General features: G+C 71.4%; 18 protein-coding genes and 3 pseudogenes. 10 read left to right on the plus strand and 11 right to left on the minus strand.

Features of this window, described 5'->3' with window-relative positions; translation table 11 throughout:
- Positions 1 to 21 precede the first annotated feature (21 nt).
- Entirely contained in the window at positions 22 to 3,972 is a 3,951-nt protein-coding gene (locus tag WMF22_RS08505) for a protein kinase domain-containing protein (RefSeq protein WP_438035427.1), read from the plus strand.
- Positions 3,973 to 4,257: 285 nt separating this feature from the next.
- Complete coding sequence (locus tag WMF22_RS08510; RefSeq protein ID WP_438035428.1) at positions 4,258 to 4,842, plus strand: O-methyltransferase; 585 nt, start codon at positions 4,258 to 4,260, stop codon at positions 4,840 to 4,842.
- 48 nt (positions 4,843 to 4,890) lie between these two features.
- On the opposite strand, the gene WMF22_RS08515 is transcribed toward WMF22_RS08510, so the two are convergent.
- The 4 genes and pseudogenes from WMF22_RS08515 to WMF22_RS08530 all read right to left on the minus strand — a co-directional run.
- On the minus strand, positions 4,891 to 6,705 hold the full coding sequence (locus WMF22_RS08515; RefSeq protein ID WP_438035429.1) for a prolipoprotein diacylglyceryl transferase: 1,815 nt from the start codon (positions 6,703 to 6,705) through the stop codon (positions 4,891 to 4,893).
- Complete coding sequence (locus WMF22_RS08520) at positions 6,702 to 8,099, minus strand: hypothetical protein (RefSeq protein ID WP_438035430.1); 1,398 nt, start codon at positions 8,097 to 8,099, stop codon at positions 6,702 to 6,704. The genes WMF22_RS08515 and WMF22_RS08520 overlap by 4 nt, the downstream gene beginning before the upstream one ends.
- A 675-nt stretch (positions 8,100 to 8,774) precedes the next feature.
- Positions 8,775 to 8,933, minus strand: a pseudogene (locus WMF22_RS08525) (P-loop NTPase fold protein); the annotation flags it as partial.
- A 151-nt stretch (positions 8,934 to 9,084) separates the two neighbouring features.
- A pseudogene (locus tag WMF22_RS08530) lies at positions 9,085 to 9,336 on the minus strand (P-loop NTPase fold protein); the annotation flags it as partial.
- Positions 9,337 to 9,565: 229 nt separating this feature from the next.
- Here WMF22_RS08530 and WMF22_RS08535 point away from each other — a divergent pair.
- Positions 9,566 to 9,937 (plus strand): VOC family protein, encoded by a 372-nt coding sequence (locus WMF22_RS08535; protein WP_438035431.1) that lies wholly within the window; start codon positions 9,566 to 9,568, stop codon positions 9,935 to 9,937.
- A 124-nt stretch (positions 9,938 to 10,061) separates the two neighbouring features.
- Here WMF22_RS08535 and WMF22_RS08540 read toward each other — a convergent pair whose 3' ends face one another.
- On the minus strand, positions 10,062 to 10,922 hold the full coding sequence (locus WMF22_RS08540) for an NmrA family NAD(P)-binding protein (RefSeq protein ID WP_438035432.1): 861 nt from the start codon (positions 10,920 to 10,922) through the stop codon (positions 10,062 to 10,064).
- A 176-nt stretch (positions 10,923 to 11,098) separates the two neighbouring features.
- Between WMF22_RS08540 and WMF22_RS08545 the strand changes: the two genes are divergently transcribed.
- The 5 genes and pseudogenes from WMF22_RS08545 (at position 11,099) to WMF22_RS08565 (ending at position 17,207) form a co-directional block, all read left to right on the plus strand.
- A complete protein-coding gene (locus WMF22_RS08545) occupies positions 11,099 to 12,073 on the plus strand; it encodes a LysR family transcriptional regulator (RefSeq protein ID WP_437298610.1) in 975 nt (324 codons plus the stop codon).
- Between the two features lie 31 nt (positions 12,074 to 12,104).
- Positions 12,105 to 12,506 (plus strand): hypothetical protein, encoded by a 402-nt coding sequence (locus tag WMF22_RS08550; RefSeq protein ID WP_437298611.1) that lies wholly within the window; start codon positions 12,105 to 12,107, stop codon positions 12,504 to 12,506.
- A gap of 509 nt (positions 12,507 to 13,015) precedes the next feature.
- Complete coding sequence (locus WMF22_RS08555; RefSeq protein ID WP_438035433.1) at positions 13,016 to 14,050, plus strand: DUF2278 family protein; 1,035 nt, start codon at positions 13,016 to 13,018, stop codon at positions 14,048 to 14,050.
- 171 nt (positions 14,051 to 14,221) lie between these two features.
- Positions 14,222 to 16,470 (plus strand): annotated as a pseudogene (locus WMF22_RS08560) (5'-nucleotidase C-terminal domain-containing protein).
- Entirely contained in the window at positions 16,467 to 17,207 is a 741-nt protein-coding gene (locus WMF22_RS08565; RefSeq protein ID WP_438035434.1) for a tetratricopeptide repeat protein, read from the plus strand. The pseudogene WMF22_RS08560 and the gene WMF22_RS08565 overlap by 4 nt, the downstream one beginning before the upstream one ends.
- A 116-nt stretch (positions 17,208 to 17,323) precedes the next feature.
- Here the strand turns inward: WMF22_RS08565 and WMF22_RS08570 are convergent, their stop codons facing one another.
- Positions 17,324 to 18,736, minus strand: coding sequence for a spondin domain-containing protein (locus WMF22_RS08570; RefSeq protein WP_438035435.1), 1,413 nt, complete (start codon positions 18,734 to 18,736; stop codon positions 17,324 to 17,326).
- A gap of 241 nt (positions 18,737 to 18,977) precedes the next feature.
- Between WMF22_RS08570 and WMF22_RS08575 the strand changes: the two genes are divergently transcribed.
- A complete protein-coding gene (locus WMF22_RS08575; protein WP_438035436.1) occupies positions 18,978 to 19,325 on the plus strand; it encodes a hypothetical protein in 348 nt (115 codons plus the stop codon).
- Between the two features lie 123 nt (positions 19,326 to 19,448).
- A complete protein-coding gene (locus WMF22_RS08580; RefSeq protein ID WP_437298617.1) occupies positions 19,449 to 19,916 on the plus strand; it encodes a hypothetical protein in 468 nt (155 codons plus the stop codon).
- 138 nt (positions 19,917 to 20,054) lie between these two features.
- Here the strand turns inward: WMF22_RS08580 and WMF22_RS08585 are convergent, their stop codons facing one another.
- The 5 genes from WMF22_RS08585 to WMF22_RS08605 form a co-directional block, all read right to left on the minus strand.
- A complete protein-coding gene (locus tag WMF22_RS08585) occupies positions 20,055 to 20,609 on the minus strand; it encodes a hypothetical protein (RefSeq protein ID WP_437298618.1) in 555 nt (184 codons plus the stop codon).
- A 59-nt stretch (positions 20,610 to 20,668) separates the two neighbouring features.
- On the minus strand, positions 20,669 to 22,372 hold the full coding sequence (locus WMF22_RS08590; protein WP_438035437.1) for an SIR2 family NAD-dependent protein deacylase: 1,704 nt from the start codon (positions 22,370 to 22,372) through the stop codon (positions 20,669 to 20,671).
- Between the two features lie 88 nt (positions 22,373 to 22,460).
- Positions 22,461 to 23,942 carry a dihydrolipoamide acetyltransferase family protein gene (locus WMF22_RS08595; RefSeq protein ID WP_438035438.1) on the minus strand — a complete coding sequence of 494 codons (1,482 nt, stop codon included), beginning with the start codon at positions 23,940 to 23,942 and terminating at the stop codon, positions 22,461 to 22,463.
- Between the two features lie 3 nt (positions 23,943 to 23,945).
- On the minus strand, positions 23,946 to 24,920 hold the full coding sequence (locus tag WMF22_RS08600; RefSeq protein ID WP_012234205.1) for an alpha-ketoacid dehydrogenase subunit beta: 975 nt from the start codon (positions 24,918 to 24,920) through the stop codon (positions 23,946 to 23,948).
- Positions 24,921 to 25,073: 153 nt separating this feature from the next.
- Positions 25,074 to 26,264, minus strand: a complete 1,191-nt coding sequence (locus WMF22_RS08605; protein WP_438035439.1) for a thiamine pyrophosphate-dependent dehydrogenase E1 component subunit alpha — start codon at positions 26,262 to 26,264, stop codon at positions 25,074 to 25,076.
- Between the last annotated feature and the right edge of the window lie 92 nt (positions 26,265 to 26,356).

The following is a 26,356-nucleotide window of genomic DNA, read 5'->3' on the forward strand; positions in this document are numbered from 1 at the left end:
GCGCTGACATCCTTGGCGCGCATGCTTCACGGCAGACTGCTCGCCGGCCGGTTCGAGGTGGTCGAGCTCGCGGGAACGGGGGGGATGGGCGCTGTCTACCGGACCGTGGACCGCGCGAGCGGCGATGTCGTCGCCGTGAAGCTGCTCGGTGAAATCGACGCGCAGGCAGCGGCGCGCTTCGGTCACGAGGCGCGGGCGCTCGCCACGCTCGATCACCCGCACGTCGTGCGTTACGTGACGCACGGGGTGGCGCCCACCGGGGAGCCTTATCTGGCGATGGAGTGGCTCTCCGGGGAGAGCCTCTCGGCCCGGCTGTCGCGGCGACCGCTCGACGTGGAGGAGAGCGTCGCGCTCGTGCGCGCTGTGGCGGATGCGCTCGGCGCGGCGCACGCGCGCGGGATCGTCCACCGCGACATCAAGCCGAGCAACCTGTTCCTTCCGGGCGGGGCCGCCGACCGGGTGAAGGTGCTCGACTTCGGCATCGCCCGGCTCTCGGGCGCCTCGGCGCGGCTGACGCGGACGGGGGCCCTCGTGGGCACCATCGGCTACATGGCCCCCGAGCAGGCCAGCGGGGAGCGCGCGCAGCTCGACGCGCGCGCGGACGTCTTCTCGCTCGGGTGCGTGCTCTTCGAGTGCCTGACGGGTCGTCCGGCATTTCACGGGCGGCACTTCATGACCATCCTGACCAAGCTCCTCCAGGAGGAGCCGCCGCGGGCGAGCGCGCTGCGACCCGAGGTGCCGCAGGCGCTCGACGAGCTCCTGGCGCGGATGCTGGCCAAGCGCCCGGAGGAGCGCCCGGCCGACGGCGCGGCCGTGGTGCGCTGCCTCGACGCGCTCGGCGCCTCGACGGCGGGCGGCGCTCGCTCCAGCCTGGCCGCCGTCGAGCTCGTGACCGCCGCGGAGGTGTGGCTCTGCTCGATCGTGGCCGTCGGGCCGGCGGACGTCAGCGCGCCGGCGTCGACGGAGATCGTGGCCGTCGGGCCGGCGGACGTCAGCGCGCCGGCGTCGACGGAGATCGTGCCCGCCGGTCGATCGCAGCGGAGCGCTGTCGCCGCCGTCCGGCGCGAGACCTCGCCCCTGGGCGCGGTCGTGCAGGAGCTGGCCAGCGGGGCGGTCGTGGCGATCCTGGCGGCGGGGGCGGGCGCGGGCAGCGCGACCGACCAGGCGGCGATCGCGGCCCGCTGCGCGCTGCGGATCCGCGCGTCGGTCCCCGGAGCCAACGTCGTGCTGGTGACGGGGCGCGGCGAGTCGACGGGACGATCGCTGCTCGGCGAGGTCCTGGACAGGGCGGCCGTGCTGCTCGACGACGCGGCCGCCCGGGGCCGCCCGGGCCGCCTCCGCGTCGCTGTCGACGCCGTGACGCGGGCCCTGCTCGACGCGCGCTTCGAGGTCGCGGAGCAGGACGGGCTCTCCTGGGTGGAGGCGGAGCGCGAGGTCGCCGACGGCGCGCGCAGGCTGCTGGGCAAGCCGAGCCCCTATGTCGGGCGCGCTCGGGAGCTGCGCAGCCTGCTCGATCTCGTCGAGGAGAGCTTCACCGAGCCGCGCGCCGCGGTGGCGCTCGTGACCGCGGCCGCGGGGGTGGGCAAATCGCGCCTGCGTCACGAGCTGATCCAGGCGCTGCGGCCGCGCCATCCCGAGCTCGCGCTGGGCGTCGGCAGCGGGGACTCCATCGGCGCGGGCTCCGCGTTCGCGATGCTCGCCGGGTCGCTCCGGGGCGCGCTCGGGATCGCGGCCGGCGAGGCCCCCGAGGCGCAGGGGGAGAAGCTCGCGCGGGCCGTGGGCCAGCTGTTCGCGGGGGATCAGCAGCAGCGCGTGGCCTGCTTCCTCGGCGAGCTGCTCGGCGTTCCTCTCGCCGACGGCGGGCCGATGGTGCGGGCCGCGCGGCAGGACCCGGCGCACATGGCCGACCGGATCCAGGAGGCCTACCTGGACTACGCGCGCGCCGTGACGAGCGCGCGGCCCATGCTCGTCGTCCTCGAGGATCTGCACTGGGGAGACGCGCCTTCGGTGAAAATTTTCGATCACGCGCTGCGGGCCCTCTGCGAGCGCCCCTATGCGGTGCTCGCGTTCGCGAGGCCCGAGGTCCACGAGCTCTTCCCCCGGCTCTGGATCGAGCGAGGGCTCACGCAGATGCGGCTGCGCGAGCTGTCCGCGCGGGCCGCCGAGCAGCTCGTGCGCGGCGCGCTGGGCGCGTCGGTCGCGCCGGGGACCGTGGCGGCGATCGTGGATCGGGCCGCGGGAAACGCCTTCTACCTGGAGGAGCTCGTCCGGGCCGTGGCCGAGGGGCGCGGCGGTGCGTTGCCGGAGACGGTGCTGGGCATGGTCGAGGCGCGCCTCGCGGCGCTCGATCCCGAGGTGCGGCGGCTGCTCCGGGCGGCGAGCGTGTTCGGGGATGTGTCGTGGATCGGCGGCGTGAGCGCGCTCGTCGGCGCGCGCGCCCTGGCGTCGGGGCCGAGCGACGCGGACGCCTTGGCGGAGCTCTTCGATCGCGAGATCCTCGAGCGCCGCCCGAGCTCGCGCCTCGCGGGGCAGGAGGAGATCGCGTTCCGTCACGCGCTCCTGCGGGAGGGGGCTTACGCGATGCTCACCGAGCGCGACCGGGCGGTCGGGCACAGGCTCGCAGGGGAGTGGCTGCTCTCGGCCGGCGAGCAGGATCCGATGGTGCTGGCCGAGCACTTCGCGCGGGGCGGGGATGGGCCGCGCGCGGGGGGGTTCTACCTGCGCGCCGCCACCCTGGCGCTCCACGGGGCGGACGTGCAGGCGGCGCTCGCGCGGGTGGAGAAGGGGATCGCTTGCGGGGCCGAGGGCGAGCGGCTGGCCGAGCTCCACCTGCTCCGGATGAACGCCCTCATCTGGACCGACGACGCCGCGCGCGCCCACGCGAGCGCGCTCCAGGCGCTCGAGCTCGCCGCGCCCGGGAGCCTCGTTTCCTGGCGTGCCCTGAGCGGCGCGATGTACTGCGTCGCGCTCTGCGACGACCGGCGGGCCGTGGAGGTGCTGATCCCGCGCCTGTTGGCCGAGGAGCTCCCCGTCGACGTCCTGAGCCCGGAGCTCGCGACCCGGATCGTCTTCAGCCTGCTCTGGGACGGGAGGACGGCGCTGGCGGAGCGGATCGTGCGCCGGATCGAGCACGTCATCGCGCCGGCGGTCGAGGGCGATCTCCATGCGGCCCTCTGGATCGAGCTCACCCGCGGCTTCTGGCGCTGCCATGCGGCGCGGGACCTGTGGGGAGCGCTCCAGGCGAACCTCGCGGCGGCGCGGCGCGCCGAGTCCCTGGGCAGCGGGCTGTTCGTCGCCTGGGCGTGGATGCTGGTGGCGATCGATTACACGAGGCTCGGCGACATGGCCGCCGCCGATGGGTGCCTCGATCGCGTGCTCGCGACCGAGGGCCTGCTCGACTACGTGTTCACGACCTCGGTGACGTGCCGGATCCTCTCGCTCCTCGAGCGGCGCAGGCTCACCGAGGCGGTGGAGATGGCCGGCAGCCTGCTCCAGCACATGCTCGCGCGCGGCCATCGCAGCCGGAGCGTGATCCCGCGGCAGCTCCTCGCCGAGGGGCGGCTGCTCCTCGGCGATCTCGCCACGGCGGAGGAGGAGCTGTGCGCGGCGGGGGATCCGGCGGTGATGGCGCCCTTCGCCGGGGCCGTGCATCTCTCGTTGTTCGCCGAGATCCGGCTGCGGCAAGGGCGGACGGAGGAGGCCTGCGCGATGGCCGGTGAGGCGCTCGCGCTCCAGCGGCAGGCCGGCACGGTCTTCCTGATGCGGCAGGAGGTGATCCCTGCGCTGTACGCCGAGGCGCTGCACGCGAAGGGCGACGCGGAGGCGGCGCGCGCGGTCCTCCGAGAGGAGCGCGCAGCGCTGCTCGCTCGCGCGGGCAGGATCGAGGAGCCTGCGCTCCGGAAGAGCTTTCTCGAGAACGTGTCCGCGAACGCACGGACTCTGAGGCTCGCGCGGGCGTTGCTCGAGGAGTGAGCTCGGACGGCTGCAGCGGAGCCAGCGGTGGAGGGCGTGCTGCGCGGGGGGGCGGCGGGGCTGTCCCACAAACTCGCGCCTTTTGGGGGGCTATTGCCCGCTGTGCGGGAGACGAGATCAGGGGGCGACCCGCTGCGCTGCGGGCCGGCGCTCGGGGTTTGTGGGGGCCTGCCCCGCCGCCCCCCCGCGCAGCACGCCCTCCACCGCTGGCTCTTTCCAGGGGGGCCGCCAGAACGAGGTGCTGTAGAGTGACGCGCGACTGGCCGCGTGAAGAAGGATCGGGTCATGAAGGATCTGGAGAAGTTGAGACCGCCCGCGGTGCTCGAGGAGATCGAGCGGGCCACCGCGGAGATCGGGTTTGCCATGGCGAGCGACAGGCAGACAGGCTCGATGCTGCGTACGCTCGCCGCCGCCAAGTCGGGCGCTCTCCTCGAGCTCGGGACCGGCACGGGCATTTCTACGTGCTGGATCCTCGATGGCATGAATGCCAGCTCCACGCTCGTCTCCGTGGAGCACGACGAGAAGGTCCAGGCCGTGGCGCGCCAGCACCTCGGAGGCGACCCCCGCCTCACGCTCGAGAACATGGATGGCGAAGCCTTCTTGCGCTCGGTCCAGGGTCCGCAATTCGAGCTCGTTTTTGCCGATACATGGCCGGGCAAGTACTACGCCCTCGACGAGGCGCTGAGCCTGATCAAGCCCGGCGGGCTCTATGTCATCGACGACATGCTCCCTCAGCCCAACTGGCCTGATGACCACGCTCCCAAGGTGGCAGCGCTGATCGCCGCGCTCGAGCGACGCCAGGATCTCGTGCTGACGAAGCTCTGCTGGTCGTCAGGGCTCATCATCGCGACCAGGATCGGTCGCGGCTAGAGAACGGCCGCGCCCTCGAGGTCGAGGAGCTGCCGTCAGCGACGGCGGTCACAGCAATCCTGCGCCGGCCCAGAGCCCGGGCTCGTACGCCACGAGCGCGTCCACGTCGTCCGCGGCGAGCACGAGGAAGCTCAGCGGAGAGAAGCCGAGGAACAGGTGGGAGGTGATCGGGAGCTGGATCCCCCACCCGAAGCGAGCGCCGAAGGCGCCCACGCTCTCGAAGTAGGGGGAGTCGAAGAAGATGCGGTGGTAGCCCGGCGTGATCCCGACCGACATCTCGACGTGCGAGCCGACCCCCATCACGAGCCGGAGCGGCGCGCCAACCGCGAGCTGGTTGACGTCGGTTGTCGAGACGCTCCTGAGCTCGAGGCCGACCTCGAAGCGGCGCGTCTCGCTCAGGCGGAGGCGCGCGAGGACGTCGAGATCCACGGACATCCCGTCCTTCACCGTGAAGCGCCCCGGCACGAAGTAGCCGGAGATCCCGAGCGAGAGCGCCATCCGCCGCGCGTTGGCCTCCGCCTGATGACCCGTCGCGCGCTGCTCCGCGGCGGGCCCCGGCGACGTCTCCGGGGTGCGCCTCTGCGGCTGTGCGGGACCCGCGGGCGAGGGAGGGGCGGCCGCGGGGTATCCGCCCGCCGGCGGCGGGTAGTAGGGGTAGGCCGGGGGAGGGCCACCTGCGGGCGGCGGCGGGTAGGGGTAGGGCGCGGGATACCCGCCCGAGGGCGGCGGGTAGGGGTAGGGCGCGGGATACCCGCCCGAGGGCGGCGGCGGGTAGGGGTAGGGCGCGGGATACCCGCCCGAGGGCGGCGGGTAGGGGTAGGGCGCGGGAGGCCCGCCCGCGGGGGGCGGCGCGTGCGGGTGGGGCGCTGGTGCCGGCGACGGCCTCTGAGCAGGCGCCGGAGCCGGCGCGGAGCTCGCGGCCGCGGGCGTCGTTGCCTCGGGCCTCGCTGGCGCTGGCGGCGCGGGGCGAGCCGGCTGGGCCGCGGCCTCGCCCGCGGCGAGGCTCAGGGAGGCGAGCGCCACCAGCGCGGGCGCCACGGCGGCGGCGCGCCGCGCGCTGCGGGCCCGACGCGCCAGCACGACGGCCGCCGCGAGCCCCAGGAGGAGCGCCAGCGAGACGAGCTGGGCGGTGCTGAGGCCCCCGTACACGCCGCGCCCGGCGTCCCCGCGGAGGAGCTCGATGAAGAACCGGCCAGCCGCGTAGAGCGCGAGCCATGTCCCGAACGCGCGCCCGTCGCGGTGCCCCCGGGCGAGCCAGAGGGCGGCGAGCGCGCTCGCCATCGCCCCGAGCGCCGCCTCGTAGAGCTGCGTGGGGTGCACGGGCAGGCTCGGCGCGCCGAGGGGCACCCAGCCGGCCGCCGCGTGGTCCGCCGCCGCGGGGCTGCCGGCAGGGAACCGGACGCCCAGCGCGCCCCCGGTGACGCGGCCGTAGTCGCACCCCGCGAGGAAGCACCCGGTGCGCACGCAGGCGTACGTGAGCCCGAGCCCGGGCACGAGCCGGTCGAGGAACGGGAGCACGGCCGCGCCGCGGCGGTGGAGGACCAGGCCGGCCACGGCGACGCCTGCGATGAGGCCCCCGTAGGCGGCGCGGCCGGCGTGGAGCATCGGACCCCACGAGCCCCTCGCGAGCGCCTCTGGCGCGGCGCGCAGCGCCTCGAAGACGTAGCCGCCCAGGAGCGCCGCGACGTAGCCCGCGAGGAGCGCCCGGCCCTCCACGGCCACATCCCCTCGATCCCGGCGAACGAGCCAGAAGAACGCCGCCGCCCCGAGGAGCCCCGCGAGGGCGACCATCATGGTGTAGGTCGGCGCGAGCCACGGCGGCAGGCCGTGGCGCTCGAGCCAGAGCATCACCGCCAGGTTCACGGCCGCCTCCGGATGTGCAGCAGCATGTAACCCGCGGGCAGGAGCAGCCAGAACGCGGCGCCGAGGGGCACGGGCGCGCCCGGGCGGCCTCCTCCGGGATCGCGCCGGCCGGCGCTCAGCCTGCAGCTCGAGTTGCTGCCGGTGGAGGGATCGCCGTCCTTGCAGTTCTGGTTGCAGTCGCTGCAGTTCTGGTTGCAGTCGCTGCAGTTCTGGTTGCAATCGCTGCAGTTCTGGTTGCAACCCGAGACGTCCTCGTTGCAGCTGTCGCAGCCGCCGCAGCTGCCGCAGCCGTCGCTGCTCGACGTGCCGCTCGGCGCGCTCGGGGTGACGGCCGGGACCGTCGGACTGCCGTGCTGGAGGCAGCGGTCGAGCACGGCCATGCAGCCCTCGTCCCCGGCGAACGCGAGGGCGCCGTCGCGCCCCGCGATCGGCAGCGCGGCGCACGCGCCGCTGCCCGCGGAGAGGACGCACTCCTTGACCCCGTCGATGCTCAGCAGCGCGAGGATGCAGAGCGCCTCGGCGTTCAGCGCCCCGGCGTTGACCCAGGAGCACTCCGCCTGGGCGTCCGCGAACGCCGGGTCGGTGCGGTCGTGCTCGCACTGCCCGGCCACGGCGCAGGTGCATACGTCCCGCACCTCGGCGGCGCACTCCGCGACGGACGAGGGGAGGTGATAGGGGTTGATGCGCACGGATCGCGGCTCGCTCCGGGGCCACGCGGGCATCGCGGCGCCGCCCGGGGGGGTGGGGAGCGCGGGCGCGTCCTCGGGCGAGAGGGCGCTCAGCGCGACGAGCCACGCGGCGTTGACGTACACCGTGTGATCCTGGGCGATGACGCCCGCCGGCAGGCCGGTGACGCGGACGAGGGCCTGCGCGTCCGCGCGCCGCGCGAGCTCCGCCAGGATCTCGCCCGCCCGGCCGCCGAGCGCCGCGTCCTCCAGCGGCGCGGTCTCCGGCGACGCCGGTGGCCCCGCCAGGGTGGGTACAGCGCGATCGAGCGGCGCCTCGGGCTCGCGCGCACCCGCGACGGGCGTGACCGCGCGGAGCACGAACCCGTCCTCGGACGGCTCGAGCGCGCCGAGGACGATCGCGTCCTTCCCCATCTCGTCGCGCGCCGCGTCCGCGCTGCGGACCAGCGCGGGGACGCTCGCGATCTCCGCGCCGTCGATCGCCGTCTCGTCCTCCGGCTCGCCGTGCGCCTCCTCCAGCCGCACCGCCACGTCGTGCAGGACCTCGTCCGGCAAGGCGGCGAGGACCTCCGGCGCGGCGCTCAGCGCGTCGCGCAGCGGCAGGTCGTCGTACGGCGGTGTCTCCGCGCCGCACGCGCCGAGCGCCGGGAGCGCCAGCAGCGCGACAGCACGAGATATCGCTCTCTCGATGAAAGCCCTTGTTCGCATGCCCCTCCCTCGAACCCCATCAGGCGCGTGAAGCCCGACTCGGTGCGCCCTGCTCGACCGAGCGAGCACGCATCAGGCAGGCGAGGCGCCTGCGACCACGGTACCAAAAGATCACCCTGCGAAGATCGCCGTCGTGCAGGGGGGAGCGATGGATCCCTGTGTGCGAGCAGGCGCTCGGTGTACCCGCCATGGCGTCCATCCCGCAGGAACGGGGCTCTCAGCGCTCGATCCGCCGGCGCGACCGGCCGAGCTCGGCCGGCAGGTTCATTCACCGCGCGGGCGTAATGTCGCCTGGGGCACCGCTCGCGCCGAGGGCTCTGGGAGAGCCGTGCGCATCCGGCCTGCCGTCGCCGTGGTAAGAGCTGAAGGTCGAATGAAGGCGTCCGAGGTGAGGATGCGCTCGCCTTCACCTCCGAGCGCGCGCGCCACCCGCGTCTGTCGCCAGGGCAGGCGGCCGCCGGCGGCGTGACACCGCCGTCCTGTTCGCGATGCCTTCGCGCTGCTCGTGCCAGATCGAGAGGGCGACGGCCGCGCCCATGTGTGCCAGTCGTGACCCGACACCAGCGAATAACGCGCCACCTCGGCCGGCTCCCGCGCGCGCTCCCCCGCGGTGACAGCCACGTTCAGGCGCGTGGAGGCGCGGAGCGGACCGTCGGTGGCGACCAGCAGATCCCGGTAGTGCACCTCGAGGGCGCGGATGAGCCAGCGCGAGTCCACCGCCACGACGACGACAAAGAGGTCGAGCGCGAGCAGCAGGTGGATCGCCTCCAGCATGTTCACCACCTGGTCCGGACGGCAGCGATCGTGGTCGTCGACGTAGAGCACGATGCGGTCGAAGGGCTCGATGTCGTCCCGAGCTCCCTCGCCGGCGTCCTCCTGTGGCTGCAAATCCCGCAGGTCCTTCATGTACGTGGACAGCTAGCTTCCGGCGCGCCTCCGCCGGCGATTTCCCGTGGTCACGGGGCGAGATCTTCTCCCAGATCTCGTCGAAAATGTTCGTGACCAGGCTGGCCCAGAGGTTCGCGTCCGACGCGTGCCATGCGTTGAACTCGATCTCCACGGGCCTCGTGTAAAGCTCGGGGTGCCGCTCTCCCTTGAGCACGACGATCTGCTTCTTGATCTGCTCGATGAAGAACGATTTGCCCGACCCCCAGTCGCCGAGCAGGCCGATGGAGAGCGGCGCCTCCACGTCCCGGTCGAGGATCAGCCGGGCGAACGCCCGCGCCTCTGCTTCGATGCCGAGCTTGTCGTCGCCGCTGTCGGTCTCCGTGGCGTAGCCGGCGGATCACCCTGCCGAAGCGCGGGAACCGCGCCTCGCGGGCAGTGGCCATGCTACACGGCTCTCCGCAGGCCCGGGTCGCATTTCGCGCGCGCCACGCGCGATCGAGGCAGGTCGGCGTGGCGCTCGGGGCACCCGACCCTGATCAGGCAACGAAGACGAATCATTTCAACGAACGGAGAGATCGATGATCGGATATGTCACGCTGGGGACGAACGATCTGGAGCGCGCCGGCCGTTTCTACGACGCCTTGCTGGGCGAGCTGGGCGCGACGCGGCTCTGGCAGCTCGAGCGGATGGTCATCTGGGCGGTGAAGCCGAACGCGCCTGCGCTCGCCGTCGCCCTGCCCTTCGACCGCCAGCCGGCCACGGTCGGCAACGGGGTGATGGTCGCGCTCGTCGTCGATAGCCCGGCCAAGGTGGACGCGCTCCACAGGAAGGCCCTGGAGCTCGGCGGCAAGGACGAGGGCGCGCCGGGGCCGCGCGGACAGAGCTTCTACGGAGGGTATTTCCGCGACCTGGACGGCAACAAGCTCAACTTCTTCACCATGGTGCGCTGAGCTCCGGCGCCCGACCGTCATCCGCAATCGGCCCCGCGCAGGGCCGCGAGGCGGCGCTCGTCTCTCGAAACGACCGCTCGGAGCAGGCCCAAGACGACCTGCTCTTCGAGGTGCGCCCCGTGCCTCAGCGCGACAGGCGCGCCGTCAGGTAGTGGCGCATGGACATCGGCGCTCGGCCGAGCAGGCGCTCCAGGGTCGGATCCACGGCGGCGAACTCGCGCTCTCGGCTCGCCGCGAACATGCCCAGAAACAGGTCCGCCCGGTGTTCGGGGACGCCGTGAGACATGATGTCTTCCCTGAACGCGCGATCGCTGACGGCCACCCGCGTGATCGAGCGCCCGACGAGCTCCGAGGCGATCGCCGCGATCTCCGTGAGATCGAGGGCCGCGGAGGCGGTGAGCGGCGGTGTCACCCCGTCGAGGCGCGCCTCGTCGGTCAGCGCGATCACCGCCGCGTCGGCCAGGTCGGCGTGCTCTGTCCACGAGACCGGGCCGTCCTCTGGCGCGACGAGCTTGCCCGTCTGGAGCGCCCGCTCGAGGAGCATGAGCGCGGACGCCGCATAAAACCCGTTGCGGAGCGAGGTGAAAGCGCCCCCCGACCTTTGCAGCGAGGCCTCGGTGGCCGCGTGGTCGCGCATGGGCTCGAAGCGGGACGCCGGGCTCGAGCCCATGTGGCTCGTGTAGAGGACGCGCCGGGCGCCGGCCGCGCGCGCCGCTTCGAGCGCGGCTTCATGCTGGCGCACCGCGGCCTCGCCTGTGCTGTTGATGGACACGATCAGGACATGCGAGGCGCCCTCGAAGGCGCGGCGCAGGCTCGCGGCGTCGTCGAAGGCCCCCCGGCGCACGCGGACGCCGCGCTCGGCGAGCGCGCTGGCCTGCTCCGGATCGCGGACGCTGACGCCGAGCCGAGCGGCGGGCACGCGCTGGAGGAGCCGCTCCATGATGGCTCGGCCGAGGTGACCGTTGGCTCCAGTGACGATGATCATGACAATCTCCTCCTGCTGCGTTCGGCGCAGCGACCCTGCGCGGTCATCCCAGGGATCACGCGGGCGCGGCGCACCGTGCTCCGCTTGGCCCGGTGACGATGGGCTTCTTCACGTCGTCGAGCCTAGCGGCGGCCACCGGAGCGCATTAGTGTGCCTGGAGGGAAGGAACTGTTGCCGTGGACGCACGAATCGATCTGGACCTGAACGACGCCGCGCTCCTCGTGCGCGTCGTCCGGACGCGCAGCTTCTCGGCCGCCGCCCGCGAGCGCGGCGTGCCGGTCTCCACGGTGAGCCGGCGCATCGCGCGGCTCGAGTCCGCGCTCGGTGTCCGGCTCCTCGAGCGAACCACGCGGCGGCTGGACCTGACCGAGGCCGGGCGCGCGTACTTCGGCCACGCCGAGCGGGCGATCGACGATCTCACGAGAGGCACGCACCACGTCCGCGAGCTCCAGAGTGAGCCGCGCGGGCGTGTGCGGATCGTGGCGCCGATCGCCCTCGGCGCCGCGGTGGCGAGCGCCGTCTGCACCTATCTCGCGAAGCACCCCCGCGTCTCGGTCGACCTCGAGATCGATTCACGGCGGGTCGATTTCCTCGCCGGGGGCTTCGACATCGCGATCGTCCCGGGTCACGTGGACGACACCACCGACTTCGTGGCGCGAGAGCTCTGGCGGGCGACGCGGAAGCTGCTGTATGCGAGCCCGCGTTACCTCGAGGCGCGGGGCGTTCCCCACCGGGTCGAGGACCTCGCGCGTCACGATTGCATCGCGGTGCACGCGACGGACGGAATGGCCACGTGGACGCTCGGGCAGGGGCGCCGGAGGCGACGCGTCGCCTTCGAGCCCCGCTTCTATGTGAGCGAGTCCTCCGCCGCCTACCGCGCGACGCTCGCGGGCGTCGGCATCGCGCTGCTTCCGGAGGTGTTCTGCGCCGAGGACGTGGCCGCGAAGCGCCTCGTCCGCGTCCTCAAGGGCTACGAGGCCGAGGCCGGCGGCGTCAGCCTCCTCTATCGCTCGCATCGCGCCCTGACGGCCGCCGTCCGGACCTGCATCGACCACCTCCTCGGGGAGCTGCCGGCGACCGACCCGGCGCGCGCCGGGCGCAGCCGCCCGACGAGCCATCACGTCCGTCGTGAAAACGCGCATGGGTCTTGAGCCCTCGCGCAAAGAATGATGTAAAAACATCATGCCGTCGCTCCTCGGCAAGGCCGTCGACGTGATCACCCTCAACGACGCCGGCGATGTGCTCCGCGGGGTCGATATCGCCATCGAGGGCGGCTCGATCGTGGCTGTTGGCGAGGCGCCCCCCGGCTTTCTCGCCGACGAGGTGCTCGATGGCACCGATCTCATCGCCCTGCCCGGCTTCTGGAACGCGCACACCCGGCCTCGCACTAGCCTGGTCGGCAACATCGTGTATTCGGCGAGGTCCAGCGACATTCGCCACTCGATCATCGCGGGGCGGCTCGTCATGAAGGACCACGAGCTGCTCACGCTCGACGAGGAGCGAATCCTCTGGGAGGCGGAGCGCCGCGCATTCGCCATGCTGGGCCGCGCCCAGGGCACGGCGCTGCGCGAGTACCGCGGATAACGGCTCCCTCCGGCCGTGAGACGATGGTGGGTCGACCGTGAAGGCGAACCGCGCCGGCAGCGGTCCGGCCGACCTCGAACACGGCTCCGGCGAGATCCGTCGCGGCCGAAATCGACTCGAAGCGCGTCTTCCGCCGCGCGAGCGAATCCATGATGAATTTGATGTGCCTGTAAGTTAAGTGGCGTGCGCCTCGGCTCGGCGCTGGCCGCTCGAGAGATGATGGGGTTCCGGCGTCAGCTCCCTGGCGTTCCGCTGCATGGACCATTGCGTGACAGGGCGGCGAAATTTCCGAGTCCACGGGCAGTTCACTCTTGACTTCAAAGAAATGACGGATTCACATGGTGTAAAAGGCGCTGTCGCGCGTTCCATTCAACATCCGTCGGTCACCGGCTCCAAGGGGGGAGCGCATGCCGGATGATTCATCGCCATTCGAAGCAGTGAAGTAGGGTTTTGATGCTATCTCACAGGCGGGCACCGGCCGTGCTCAGCCGATGGATGCGGGAGGCAACATGCCGCTGAAGAGCTATGGCGTATTGAAGGGTACAGTGATCGATCGGCGTTTCGCGTCGGGAGCGAACCCGCACTATCAGATCCACGTCGTGGACGACACGGTAGACTATCGCATCGCGGTCAATGTGCAGTCGCAGGACGGCTCCCAGGTCGAATATGTCGTCAAGTCCCATTTTGCGCACCCGCTGCTTCAAGAGATCCACGAGCTGAAGCCGGGCTTTCATCCGCTGGAGAGCAAGCCGGGCGGGCTCGGGCTCGACTTCATCCGGGGAAACCTCCTGGATCGGACGGAGTTCGTCCCGCTGCCATTCTTGGCCCCGGGCCCTGACAACGACCTCAACGAGAAGCTCGATCACTACGTGCAGCGGGCGATGTCCGACGAGACGGCGCTCCTGTACGCCTTCGGGGAGCGCTGGGGCCCCGAGAACGGGAAGAAGGACAAGATCTTCGGCTTCCTGCCCGGAAACGGCATCCACGATATCCACATGAACCAGGGCAACGACGCCCGCTTCAAGAAGGATGATGGTGTCTGGCAGGACGGCGGCCTCCTCATCCACTTCCCGCGTGGGGACCAGTGGGTCGCGATCTTCCTGAAGTTTCAGACGCAGGCGTGGCACACCGACGACAAGACAGGGCACACGCTCGACGTCCCGGTATCCGGACCGCCGTCGGACGTGGCCGGCGGAGGCGGTGGGCTCCCCACGGTGGAGCAGCCCGACGGGATCGTGCGGATCGTCGCCGCCCTCGTGAACGACGTGCGCACACCCGAGCGAGAGACCGTTACGTTGTTGAATACGTCGAACCGGAAGATCGACCTCGCTGGCTGGTCGCTGGCCGACAAGGCCAAATCGAGGATGGCGCTCACCGGAGAGCTTCAGCCGGGCGGGCTGACGACGGTCGTCGTCCAGGCTCCGATGGTCCTCTCCAACAAGGGCGGGCTCATCACGCTGCTCAACGCCGAAGGGCTGAAGGTCGACGGCGTGTCCTATACGAAGCAGCAGGTGAGCAATCCGGGTTGGACGATCGTGTTTTGAGGCCACGCGGTCCTTCGCACGTGGCGAGCGTTGACGAGACTGTTACCAGCCGTCCATCGGATTGACGCAGCGGCGCGCGGAGTGGCATCGGCCGAAGCGGCGCTCGGAAAGGTGTTCACGATGACAGGTCGAGTCGGACGGGTGGCGTCGGTTTCGTCGCTGATTCTGGCCATGACCGCGCTGACCGCGTGCGGCGATGACCAGGGCGACACAGGCGCATCGGCCTCCAGCCCCTCCTCCAGCTCCGCCAGCTCCTCAGGCTCAGGCGGCAAGGGGGGAGGCGGGGAGGGAGGAGGCGGGGAGGGAGGAGGCGGGGAGGGAGGCGGCGACCAGGGGGGAGGCGGCGCGGGAGGGGCGCCCGCGACGCCGAGCGGCGCCACGGCCGACCTCGCGCTGCTCGAGACCACCGATCTCCATACCAACCTCCTCGGCTTCGATTACTTCAAGCTGGTCGCTGAGCCATCGATTGGCCTCGAGCGCACCGCGACCCTGATCCACCAGGCGCGGGGCGAGTTCGCGAACACTCTCCTGATCGACAACGGCGACACGATCCAGGGCACCGTGCTCGCCGACCATCAGGCGCTCGTCGAGCCGATCGCGTGCGGCGAGACGCTGGCCATCTACAAGGCGATGAACCACCTCGGGTTCGACGTCGGCGGGATCGGCAATCACGAGTTCAACTTCGGCCTCGCCTTTCTCTCGCAGGTGACCCACACCCCGTTCGACGTCGACGGGCTCGATCTCGCCGCATCGGCGGGCTGCGAGGGCCCTCGGTTCCCGCTGGTGAACTCCAACGTCTTCAGCCTGAAGACGAGCGAGACGCTCTTCCCGAAGGCCGTCCTCGTCGAGAAGACCCTCTCCGCGACGGCGCCGGGCGGAGGCGCCATCGAGAGCGTGGTCAAGGTCGGTTTCATCGACGTCACGCCGCCGACGATCCTGAGCTGGGACAAGAAATGGCTCGACGGCAAGGTCTTCACGAAGGGGGTGAAGGAGGTCGCGGCCCCGCTGGTGGACGATCTCCGCTCCAGGGGGGCCGAGCTGGTCGTCGCCATCATCCACGGCGGCCTCGACGACGCGCCGTATTCGCCCACCCTCGAGAACCAGGCGTGGCACCTCGCCCAGGTGCCCGGCATCGACGCGATGCTCATGGGCCACTCGCACCAGATCTTCCCCAACCCGAGCAGCACCGTGGCGCAGTTCAGCCTGCCGCAGGTCGACAAGGACGCGGGCACGGTCGCCGGCGTCCCCGCCGTCATGGCGAATTTCTGGGGCCAGCACCTCGGTGTCATCAAGCTGGGGCTCACCCACGACGGCGAGGGCTGGACGGTCGACAAGGCGAAGACGGTCGTCGAGGCCCGGCCGATCGCCACGACCTGCAAGGGGGGGCTCCCCGAGGCGTGTGATGCGATGGAGCGCTGGCGCACGGGGGCGCCCTGCGCGTTCGCGACCCTCTGCGACGCGCAGCCGGACAAGACGAAGGTCCTCGTCGCGGCAGACGCTTCCTTCGCGCCGCTCCTCGACGCCGAGCACCAGGCGACGGTCGCCTACGTCAAGACGCCCATCGGCACGAGCGATTTCGCGATGTCGTCGATGTTCGCCGACGTGGGGGACGCCAGCGCGATCCAGATCGTCAACCAGGCCCAGGCCGACTACGTCGCCCGCTATATCGAGGAGAACCTGCCCCAGTACGCGTCGCTCCCCGTGCTCTCGGTGAGCGCGCCGTTCAAGTCCGGCTTTCAGGGCGGCAACGACTACACCGACGTGCCGGCGGGGAGCATCGCGATCAACAACGCGGCCGATCTCTACCTGTACGCGAACACGGTCCAGGCGGTGAAGGTCACCGGCGCGGACATCCTCGACTGGCTGGAGAGGGCCGCGACGCGCTTCAATCCGATCGATCCGAGCAAGACGGAGCCTCAGCCGCTCATCAACAGCGCGATGCCCGGATACAACTTCGACATGTTCACGGACAGCAGGATCACGTACGAGATCGACGTGACCCACCGCTCCCGCCCACGGGGATGAAGGCGAGCGGCCGGATCAAGGACCTCCAGTGGAACGGTGAGCCCATGGATCTGGCCGCGGAGTTCATCGTGGCCACGAACAACTACCGCGCGAGCGGCGGCGGCAGCTTCCCAGGCCTCGACGGCACGAAGACGATCTACGCCGCGCCGGACACGAACCGCGACGTGCTCATCACGTACATCAAGAAGATCGAGAACCTCACGCGGGCCCAGAACGGCTCTGCCCGCAGCTGGCGCTTCGCCCGGGTCACGACGATGGGCCCCGTGACCTTCACCTCCGCGCAGAACGCGCTCCCGAAGGCGGAGGCCGCCGGGCTGACCAACCTCTCGCTCGTCGCGCAGGATGACGGCAGCGGCAAGATGCTCTCGGTTTACTCCATCGACCTGAGCCGATGAGCGCCCCGCGTCCCGTGCGGCTCGCTGTGCGTGTCGGCGGCGTCCTCGTGGTCGGCGGCGCCGCTGTCCTGTCCCTTGGAGGGCTGCGCGAGGGCGATCGTCCCGAGGTGGAGCGCTTCACGGCCGCCGCGGCGCCCTCGCCGCCGTCGCGCCCCGGGGCGCCGCCCTCGAGCGGCATGGAGGCGCGGGCGCTCGGCTTTCGCCTGCTCACGCTGGCGGATCCCGGGGAGGTCCTCGCCGGGATGGATTCACTCGCGCGGGCGGCCGAGCAGGGAGACGTCGAGGCGCAGGTGTCGCTCGGAAGGGTCTACCTGAAGGGGCTCCCGTCGGTCCCCAGGGACGCGGCGCGCGCCCGCGCCTGGCTGCTGCGCGCCGTCCCCTCGCAGCACCCGAGCGCCGCGTATTTCCTCGGCGTGATGAGCCAGAACGGCGATGGCGTGAAGGCGGACCCCGCGGAGGCTGCGCGCTGGTTCGAGAGCGCGGCGCGCGGAGGGTCGCCGGACGCGATGTTCCTGCTCGCCAACGCGTATCGCGCGGGCGCGGGCGTGCCGAGGAATGACAGAAGAGCCGTGGAGCTCTACGAGAGCGCTGGCGAGCGGGAGCACCCGGCGGCGCTCCAGGCGCTGGCGATGGCCTATCGTTATGGTGAGCTCGGGCTCGAGCCCGACGAGGCCGAGAGCCGCCGGTATACGATGGAGGCCGAGCACGCCATCCAGCACCGGCAGGCTCCTCCGTAGGCGGCAGGCCCCTGAGGAGGCGCCACCATGGCAGTGCTGGGCGGAGGCGCCCCGCGCGGCCGCCTGGCACCCCCGGGCCGTGGTCCAGCGGCCCTGGGGTGCCGCTCGCGCCCCCGCTACCGCGCCGGGGTGATGGTCACCTTCAGCATCTGGTTCGACGCAGGATACAGATAGCCGTCATCGACGTTGCGCACCTGGTCCTTGGGATCGTCGGCGCCCGTCTGCGGCCCGGCCTGGCGCGGCGCCTGGTCGGGGCCCACGCCGGGCCACTGGTTGGCCTCGGTGCCCGTGTCCCAGATCGTGACCTGGTCGGAGACATCGCCGCTCACCGGCTCGCCGCTCGCGTCGAACAGCGCGATCCCCGCATCGCTCGGCCCGAAGAACAGATCGTTCGATTGCCCCAGCATCGACGCGAAGCTCAGCCGCTCGCCGGGCCGCGCGGTCACCGTGAAGCTGAACTTCGCGCCGGGCAGCAGCGGCCCCGGCGCCGAGGCGCCCACGGGCGTGTTGTAGACGAGCACCGACGAGATCCCGCTCTCGCCCCCGACCTCGGCCTCCAGCGACGCCGCGAGCGTGGTCGGATTCCCGTCCTCGGCCAGCATTTCGAGGCCCTTGCCCCGGTCCGCCTCGCCCGTCCTGAACAGGGGCGCTCCGGGCCCGTGCACCACCGCGACGCCCGGCGCCACCGGCGAGGTCAGCCCCGCGCGGGGAATGACCCCCTCGTGCAGCATCCTCGGGTTCCCGTCCTCGGACTGCGCCTCCAGCCCGTTGTCGGGGTACGCCTGCCCGACCGTGAACAGCGGGTTGTCCATCGTGTGCACCACGAAGAGCCCCGGCGACAGCGGCACGGCGGCCGGCTCCCCGCCCTCGGGCATCAGCGTCCCCACCTCCGACATGTTGGTGATCCGGATCGTGAACTCATTGCCCGGCTCCGGCGTCACCGTCACCTGGATGACCTCCTCGACCGCCGGGTAGGTATAGCCATCCTGGACCAGCCGCACTGTGTTGTCCGGGTCCGGAGCGCCCGTGTTCGCGGCGCTCTGCCGGGGCGCCTGGTTCGGCCCCGCGCCCGGCTCCTCGTTGGCCTCGCTGCCGGCGTCCCACAGCAGGACCTGGTCGGTCACGTCCCCGCTCACCGGCTTGCGCGACTCGTCGTAGAGCGCGATCCCGGCGCCATCGGGCGCATAGAACAGATCGTTCGACTGCCCGAACATGGTCGTGAACGACAGCCTGTCGCCCGGCAGGGCGCCGACGCGGAATTCGAAGCTCTTCTCGGGGAAGAGCGGCCCGGGCATGCTCTCGCCCACGGGCGTGTCGAACACGCCGGCCACCCGGTAATCCCGCGCGGGCGTCACGTTCTCGAGGGTCACGTCGAAGCTCGTGGCCGCGTCCCCGCCGCCGGGCCCGCTCGCGCCTCCCCCGCCCATGCCACCGGCGCCGGTGGTATCGCCGCCTTCGCCGTCGCCGCAAGCGGCGGCGAGGGTGAGGACGAGGGGCAGAGCCGACAGCGTGCGATTCCGAATCTTCATGACCATCCTCCAGAAGCGGTGATTGAGATGACGCGACCTGGATCGCCTCCGCCGCGGCGAGCGGCGTCGCGGCGATCGGTCCTCCGGCACACCCCTGAGACCGGAGCGGGCGCGGGCGCCCGCCTCCACCAGCGATGGCTCGTGGCGCGTCGTTCGATGGTGCTACGCGACGGAGGGCAGGTCGGTTTCGCGGCTTTCGCGCGCGCCTGTTCGATCGTGCTCGGGAGGAATTTTTTTAGCGTTGCTGGCGGTCTCCGGCGCGCTCGCCTCGGATTCCGGCGGTCAGGCGTGGCTGGACAGCCTGAGGCGCGTCCGCCTCGGGCAAGAGCGCGGGATCGAGGCCGGCGCCCACATAGAGGTCAACGCGAAGCGCGTCTTGCTTGCCGCCGACCTCGACGAGACATCGCCCCTTCGAGTCCGCTCTCGACCGTTGCTGCCGAGCAACGCAGCCCCGCGGTGTTTCTCCGAGGTAACGTTCGAGCCGCTTCCGTCTGGATTCGAGAACGACATGAGGTCGCTGCGTCCGGTGGAGCGATCGATGACCTCCATGGTCAATTTGTTCGGGACGATTGCGCTGCCGTTGGGGTAGCTTGCGCCGATGTCGTAACGCGCCCGCTGGCCGAGCGGCGGCCTTCGCGGACGAACGCGGGACAGGGAAGAAGGCCGCGCGGGCGGCGAGCGAGGCGTCGGAGCGGCAGCAGGAGGAGACGGCATGAAGATCGAGCGCATGTGGTGCGTGGTGGACCCTGGGCCAGTCGCGGAGCTCGCGGATATCTGCTTCGAGTCCACCCCTGCAGATCTGATCCGGTCGACCGCGACGATGTTCTTCCTTGGCCGCGGCGATTGGGCGGAGCGGCGGTCGAAGATCGCGCTCTATACCAATGAGTCAGAGGCCCGCACCGACGCGGAGCGACGCCTCGCAGCGCGTGACGGTCGGGAGGCGCCAGCGCCGACGCTCTCCTGCCGCGTCTGGGAGATCTTCGGGGGGCACGTGCGCCTGTACGAATCCGGTGATGTGCGACACTGGGATGAAGGCGTGGGAAAGTGGGCGCCGGGCTGGGGGCGCTGGATGGATGAGACCAGGGACTGGAATGCGGACGAGAAACCATGTCGAGCCTGGCGGGGCGCCGTCGAAGCATATCAGACGCGGCCGCCAGCAGACGATGCGGAGAGCCCGTGATCCACGTCCACTGCGACCGGCTGGTCGAGTGGGAAGCTCGAGAGCTGCCGGACGGAGACGCCGTGCCGGGCGACGAGATCCTCCGCGTCCGCGCTGCGCAGCCGGACCTTGGGTGCTGCATTCCGTGCGCGCCATGCGCTAGACCCGACCACCTTCCAGACGCCGCGCCTGTTGCTCGAACCAGCGTGTGAACCCCTCGGCGGCCGCAACGAGCCCGGCCCGCGACACCTCCACGCCGCGGCCCATGTGCCCGGGTAGCTCGCGAGAGAGGATGCGAACCGAGCCGCCGGGCGGACAGAGGATGAATGCTTTGCATCCGCCGAACTGCTCGCCCCAGTTGGTCAGGAAATCGTGGGCGCTCCAGAACGTCCAGTCCCGGCGGCGTTCCTCGGCCGTTCGGGTATCGGGCACCTCGACGTCTCCTGGATGGCCGTACAATTGCTCGTCGAGGAAGTTCCAGGCAGCGATGTCGTCCAGCCCGGCCAGCTTCTCGGACCACAGGCGGTCGAGGTTGGAGGGCAGCCAGCGAAAGGAGCGGTAAGCCGGGTACAGCGCACAGTGCGACTCCCCGAGGTCTCCGAGGGCCACGCCGCGGCACCAGACGCACATGCGCCCCCACACTGCGCTCGGGGGCTCCAGGTTGGGCTCCACGTCCGCTTCGATGGCGAAGTCCAGCCGATCGCCGAACAGCATATCGATTCAGCCTCCTGCCCCCTGCGCCCGCGCGGGGCGCGCTCGTCCGAGGATCTCGATCACCGAGCGAGCCAGGCGGTGACAGGGGCGATGACGCGCTCGCTGAACGCCTCCTTGTCCAGCGCGGCGCCGAGATCGACGCGGAGGTAGCGGTAGGTGCACGGGCGCCCGCCGGCGTCGAGGTCGTGATCGTTTCCGTCGTAGATGGTGTCCTCCTGCTCGCTCAAGGACGACCAGATCTGGTTCCATGGCAGGTTCCGAACGGAGGAGCGCATCAGGCTGATCTGCAGCTCGGAGCCCGCCGCGCGCGCGCCGCCGAAGCGCGTCGGATCCGGCTCATCACCCCCGCTGCGCGTGAAGCCCGTGTCCGACACGACCTCGAGGACCACGCTCCGCGAGGTGCTGGCCGATGACTGCCAGACGAGCTGGAGGCGATACGCAGGCAGGAAATCCCAGGCCCAGTACTTGCGGCGGAAGAACTCGGTGGTCGATTTCGGGTGACGCGAGAACAGGGACGGATCCCAGCGCTCGAACGCGAGCCCGATGCCCGCGAGCGCATCGGACAGCTCTGCCAGCCGATCGAAGACGCTGCGCTGATACTGGTGGACGAGCCGATAGCTCTGCCTCACGAGCGCCATGTCGATGCCGCCGTCCCCCGCGGCCGTCTCGAGGCTTCGAGGCGTCGCGGCGGCGGCGGCGCGCGGGGCGGGCGCCGCCTCGGTGAGGAGCGAGCGGTGTGCGACCCGGGTGACGGGAGGGACCATCACCTCGACCTCGTCGGCGAGGAATGCGAGGGGCCCGGCGGGGGACGGCGCGGCTGCCACCTCGAGGTGCGCGGTGGGCCGAGGGGCGCCCGCCATGAGCGGCGGCGGCGTGGTGGGCTCCCGGTTCCCGGCGGAACCGAGGGCGTGGACGAGCGCCACCAGGGGATCACCGAACTCCTCGAACGGCAGGAACTCGATGCAGCTCAGGTCCCTCAGGCGCCGCTGCGTATCGCGCAGCTCGCGCGCCCGGACGAGCATGTAGTGCGGCCCCGCGGCGCCGCCGAAGGCCTCCTGGACCCACGCGATCTGGTTGCCGAACATCGCGTCGTCGAGGCTGAAGCCGACGAACAGGAACGTGCGCGCCGCAAGGAGGTGCCGCAGCGCTTGCAGCGCGCCGCGGTAGCGCACCTCGTCCTCCTGGCTCGGGTACAGCTCGCGGTAGCCGTCCGGCGTCAGGATCAGCCGCTGCGGCTGCTGGATGAAGCCGTGCAGGTGCCAGACCGTCGGGCGATCGATCTCGTCGCGCAGCATGGCGGACAGCTCCGCCGTCGCGTCGACGCTGATCTGCACGAGATCGTTCGGATCGTCGAGCGCGTAGCGCAGGATCTGATCGTAGTTGGTCGTGATCACCAGCCTGCTCGGCAGCTGCCAGACGGCGCGCGCGAGCGACAGAGATCCGGTGTCGATGCGATTGCCCGGCGGATCGAGCACCTGGCGGAGGTAGCGGTACCAGCCCGGCCCCATGCCCTCGCGCGCGTGCCGGGCCGCCTCGAAGTAGTCGGGCGCCCGCTTCTCCAGCAGCCCTTCCACGACGTTGGCCTCGGGCCGCTTGCCGTCCTCGCGGAGGCGCGCGGCTGCCCCGAGGAGCAGGTCTCCCCAGCTGGGGAACATCCGCTTCCCGTTCCGGTCCAGCGCGGCCATGGACACGCCGGCGCCGACGAAGGGCACGACGAACCGGTCGCGCAGCGCGTCCTCGAGCGTCTTGGGAATCGCGATCACGGCGCGCGATGTTGCCGGTTCCGGCCGCGCGCGACAAGCCGTGGGCGCGTCGCTGCCCCGCGCGGCCGCCGCTGCGCGCAGCAGCGGCTCAGCTCATCTCCAGGAACAGCCGATCCGGATCCTCCAGGTACCCGATGATCTCGTACGCGAACGCCGCCCCCACGTGACCATCGATGATCCGGTGGTCGAACGACAGCGACACCAGCATCACCTCGCCGATCACGATCTGCCCGTCGCGCACCACCGGCTTCTGCTTCATCTGGTGGATCCCGAGGATCGCGACCTCCGGGAAGTTCAGTATCGGCGTCGCGAACAGCCCCCCTTGCTGGCCGAGCGACGTGATCGTGAACGTCGAGCCGCCGAGATCCTCCGGCTTCACCCGCCCCGACTTCGTGTCCTCGCCGAGCCGCGCGATCTCCTGCGCGATCTCCAGCACGCTCCGCCGATCCGCGTCGCGCACGACAGGCACGATGAGCCCGGCCTCGGTCGCGGACGCGATGCCGATATGATAGCTCTTCTTGACGACGATCTCCTGCGCGGCCTCGTCGAAGGCGCTGTTCAGCATCGGGTGCTTCTTCAGCGCCGCGACGACGGCCTTCACGAAGAAGGGCAGGAACGTGAGCTTCACGCCCGCCTTCTCGGCCAGCGGCCGCAGGCGCGCGCGGCGCTCCTTCAGCGCGGAGACGTCGCACTCCTCGACGAAGGTGAAGTGCGCCGCCGTGTGCTTCGACCGCGACATCGCCTCGAAGATCCGCTTGCGCACGCCCCGCAGCGGGATGCGCTCGTCGCCCGGCGCCAAGGGCAACCCCCGGCCGCGCTCCCCCTCGGGCCGCGCCGCCCCGTACCCCGGCTCCTCGTCCAGCTGGCCGAGTCCCGCCGCCGCCGGCCTCGGCGCCGCCTCGGACAGCGCCGGGGCCGCCCGCCTGGGCGCCGCCTCGGGCAGCGCCGGGGCCGCCTCCTCGGGCGCCTCGAGCGCCCGCACGTCGTCCTTCGTCACGCGGCCCGCCGGGCCCGTCGGCGGCACGCGCCGCAGGTCGACCCCGAGGTCGCGCGCCAGCTTGCGCGTCGCGGGCGTCGCGAGCGGCTTCTCGTTGAAGTAGGCCGCCGCGCGCGACCCCGCGCCGATGCTGCCGTTCGCCCACGCCGACCGCGCCGGCGCCACCAGGTTCATCCCCGGGAGGTCCTCCCGGATGTCGCCGACCGCCGTCGCCGCGGGCTCCGCGGCCCCGGACTTCGCGGCCGCCGCAGGCGGCTCCGCAGCCCCGGCCTTCGCAGCCGCCTGGCGCACCCCCGCCCCCGACGCTGGCGGCGGCGCCGCCCCAGGCCGGTCGTCGAGGTCGAACACGACGAGCACCGAGTGGACAGGGACGACCCCGCCCACCTTGCCCCGCGTCTCCACGATCCTGCCCGTGCGCGGCGACGTGATCGTCACCGTCGCCTTGTCGGTCATCACCTCGACCATCGGCTGGTCCTCGGCGACCATGTCGCCCGGCGACACCAGCCAGGTCACGATCTCGCCCTCGGTGACGCCCTCGCCGATGTCCGGAAGCCTGAACTCGTACTTGCCCATGCGTCAGTACCTCGCCGTCTCCAGGATCGCCGGAAGGATACGATGGGACAGAGGGAGATACTCGTTCTCGAGGGTGTACGGGAACGGGGTGTCGAAGCCCGTGACCCGGACCGGGGGCGCCTCCAGGTGGAGGAACGCCTTCTCGTTGACCAGCGCGACGAGCTCGCCCCCGAGGCCGCAGGTCTTCGGCGCCTCGTGCACGACGATGAACCGGCCCGTCCGCTTCACCGACTCGATCACCGTGTCGATGTCGAGCGGCCACAGCGTGCGCAGGTCGATCACCTCGCACTCGACGCCCTGGGCGGCCGCCTGGTTCGCCGCGTCGAGCGCCTCGTAGAGCATCGCGCCCCAGACCACGAGCGTCACGTGCCAGCCCGGCCGGACCACCTTCGCCTGGCCGAGCGGGACCGTGTACTCGCCCTCGGGGACGTCGCCCTTCGCGGCGCGGTAGATGCGCTTCGGCTCGAAGAACAGCACCGGATCCGGATCCCGGATCGACGAGAGCAAGAGCCCCTTCGCGTCGGCCGGGTTCGACGGGCACACGACCTTCAGGCCCGCCACGTGGATGAACTGCGCCTCGGGCGACTGCGAGTGGTAGTGCCCGCCGCGGATGCCGCCGCCGAACGGCGTCCGGATGACCAGCTTGGACGGGTACTCTCCCCCCGAGCGGTAGCGGTACTTCGCCAGCTCGGACACGATCTGGTCGTACGCGGGATAGATGAAATCGGCGAACTGGATCTCCGGGATCGGCACGAGCCCGTAGAGCGCCATCCCGATGGCCGTGCCCACGATCCCGTTCTCCGAGAGCGGCGTGTCGATCACCCGGTCGTCCCCGAACTCGTCGAACAGGCCCTGGGTCACGCGGAACACGCCGCCGACCTTGCCGACATCCTCGCCGAGCACGACGACCCGCGCGTCCCGCCGCATCTCGTGGCGTAGCGCGTCGTTGATCGCCTGGACCATGTTCATCTGAGGCATGCTCTTCGTCTCCGTCTCTCGGCCAACAGGTGGGGGTACAACCTCACCGGCGCCCCGGTCCCCCGGGGGTCCCCGCCGATCGCGGGCAGCGGCGCCACCCCCGCCGCGCCGCCGTCCGGCGAGCCGCCACGCCGCCGCCGCCGGCCGCGCGGCCTAGTGGCCGCCGTGGCCCTTGGGCCTCGGGCCCGTCTTGAGCTGCTCCCGCTGCTCCACGAGGTGCCAGGGCGGCTCCGCATAGACGTCCTCGAACATCGAGTCGAGCGGCGGCGGCGGGACCTTCTCCGAGACCGCGATGCACGCCTTGACCTCCGCGTCGACCGCCGCCTCGATCTCGCGATCCTGCGCCTCCGTCCAGCCCTGGGTGCGCTCGAGGTGCTGCCGCAGCCGCGCGATCGGATCGAGCCGGCGCCACGGGTCGAGCCATGCGTCGGGGCGGTACGCCTTCGGGTCGTCGCTCGTCGAGTGGCCCGACAGGCGGTACGTCATCGCCTCGATGAGCGTCGCGCCCTCGCCGCGCGAGGCGCGCGCGATCGCGTCGCGCGTCACCTTCACGACGGCGAACACGTCGTTGCCGTCGACCCGCACCCCGGGGACGCCGTACGCGGCGCCCTTGCCCGCAAACGTGTTGCTCGACGTCTGGCGCTCGGTCGGCACGCTGATCGCCCAGCCGTTGTTCCGGCAGAGGAAGATGACCGGCACCTTGAACACGCCAGCGAAGTTCAGGCCGCTGTGGAAATCCGACGAGCTCGTCGCGCCGTCGCCGAAGTAGGCCAGCGTGACGAGCTCGTCGCGCTTCAGCTTGGCGGCCCACGCGAAGCCGACGGCCTGGGTGATCTGCGTGCCGATGGGCGAGCTCACCGAGCCGAAGTGGCCCTCGCGGTAGGTGTAGTGGTCCGGCATCTGCCGCCCCTTCACCGTGTCGTTCGCGTTGCCGAACATGTTGTCGATGTACCGCTGGAGCGGCAGCCCTCGCCAGAGCGCCGCCCCGAACTCGCGGTAGCACGGGAACACCCAGTCCTGGGGCCGCGTCGCGGACACGCTGCCGAGGACCGTCGCCTCCTCGCCCAGCGAGCCGATGTGGAACCCGATGCGCCCCTGGCGCTGCAGCGCCACGAGCCGCTCGTCGAGCAGGCGCGTGCGCAACATGGCCTTGTAGAGGGCGATCACCTCCGATGGCTCGAGCTTCGGATCGTGCGCGGGGTCGAGCGAGCCGTCGTCGCGCAGGACCTTGATCACGTCGTCGGCACACGTATCGAGCGGGTGCCGCGCGACGGCAGCCTGCGGCTCGAGGCTTGCCCCTGAGACGTTCGGCGGGCGGTCGGTGGAGTACGTCGCGGTGCTCATCGGTTCGCGGGACACTAACCAAAGGCGCTGCCAGAGACCAGTGCCCAGACGCGGCGTACGCTCATTCGCTTTACGCGTGACGCTGGGGTGAC

This window comes from Sorangium sp. So ce204, assembly GCF_051526795.1.
Taxonomy (GTDB): domain Bacteria; phylum Myxococcota_A; class Polyangia; order Polyangiales; family Polyangiaceae; genus Sorangium; species Sorangium cellulosum_B.

Bases quoted from the DNA above. Each gene is read 5' to 3' on its own strand.
- WMF22_RS08505 (WP_438035427.1), top strand. From the start codon at position 22: ATGCTTCACGGCAGACTGCTCGCCGGCCGGTTCGAGGTGGTCGAGCTC.
- WMF22_RS08510 (WP_438035428.1), top strand. From the start codon at position 4,258: ATGAAGGATCTGGAGAAGTTGAGACCGCCCGCGGTGCTCGAGGAGATC.
- WMF22_RS08520 (WP_438035430.1), bottom strand. From the start codon at position 8,099: ATGCGAACAAGGGCTTTCATCGAGAGAGCGATATCTCGTGCTGTCGCG.
- WMF22_RS08535 (WP_438035431.1), top strand. From the start codon at position 9,566: ATGATCGGATATGTCACGCTGGGGACGAACGATCTGGAGCGCGCCGGC.
- WMF22_RS08540 (WP_438035432.1), bottom strand. From the start codon at position 10,922: ATGATCATCGTCACTGGAGCCAACGGTCACCTCGGCCGAGCCATCATG.
- WMF22_RS08550 (WP_437298611.1), top strand. From the start codon at position 12,105: ATGCCGTCGCTCCTCGGCAAGGCCGTCGACGTGATCACCCTCAACGAC.
- WMF22_RS08555 (WP_438035433.1), top strand. From the start codon at position 13,016: ATGCCGCTGAAGAGCTATGGCGTATTGAAGGGTACAGTGATCGATCGG.
- WMF22_RS08565 (WP_438035434.1), top strand. From the start codon at position 16,467: ATGAGCGCCCCGCGTCCCGTGCGGCTCGCTGTGCGTGTCGGCGGCGTC.
- WMF22_RS08570 (WP_438035435.1), bottom strand. From the start codon at position 18,736: ATGAAGATTCGGAATCGCACGCTGTCGGCTCTGCCCCTCGTCCTCACC.
- WMF22_RS08580 (WP_437298617.1), top strand. From the start codon at position 19,449: ATGAAGATCGAGCGCATGTGGTGCGTGGTGGACCCTGGGCCAGTCGCG.
- WMF22_RS08585 (WP_437298618.1), bottom strand. From the start codon at position 20,609: ATGCTGTTCGGCGATCGGCTGGACTTCGCCATCGAAGCGGACGTGGAG.
- WMF22_RS08595 (WP_438035438.1), bottom strand. From the start codon at position 23,942: ATGGGCAAGTACGAGTTCAGGCTTCCGGACATCGGCGAGGGCGTCACC.
- WMF22_RS08600 (WP_012234205.1), bottom strand. From the start codon at position 24,920: ATGCCTCAGATGAACATGGTCCAGGCGATCAACGACGCGCTACGCCAC.
- WMF22_RS08605 (WP_438035439.1), bottom strand. From the start codon at position 26,264: ATGAGCACCGCGACGTACTCCACCGACCGCCCGCCGAACGTCTCAGGG.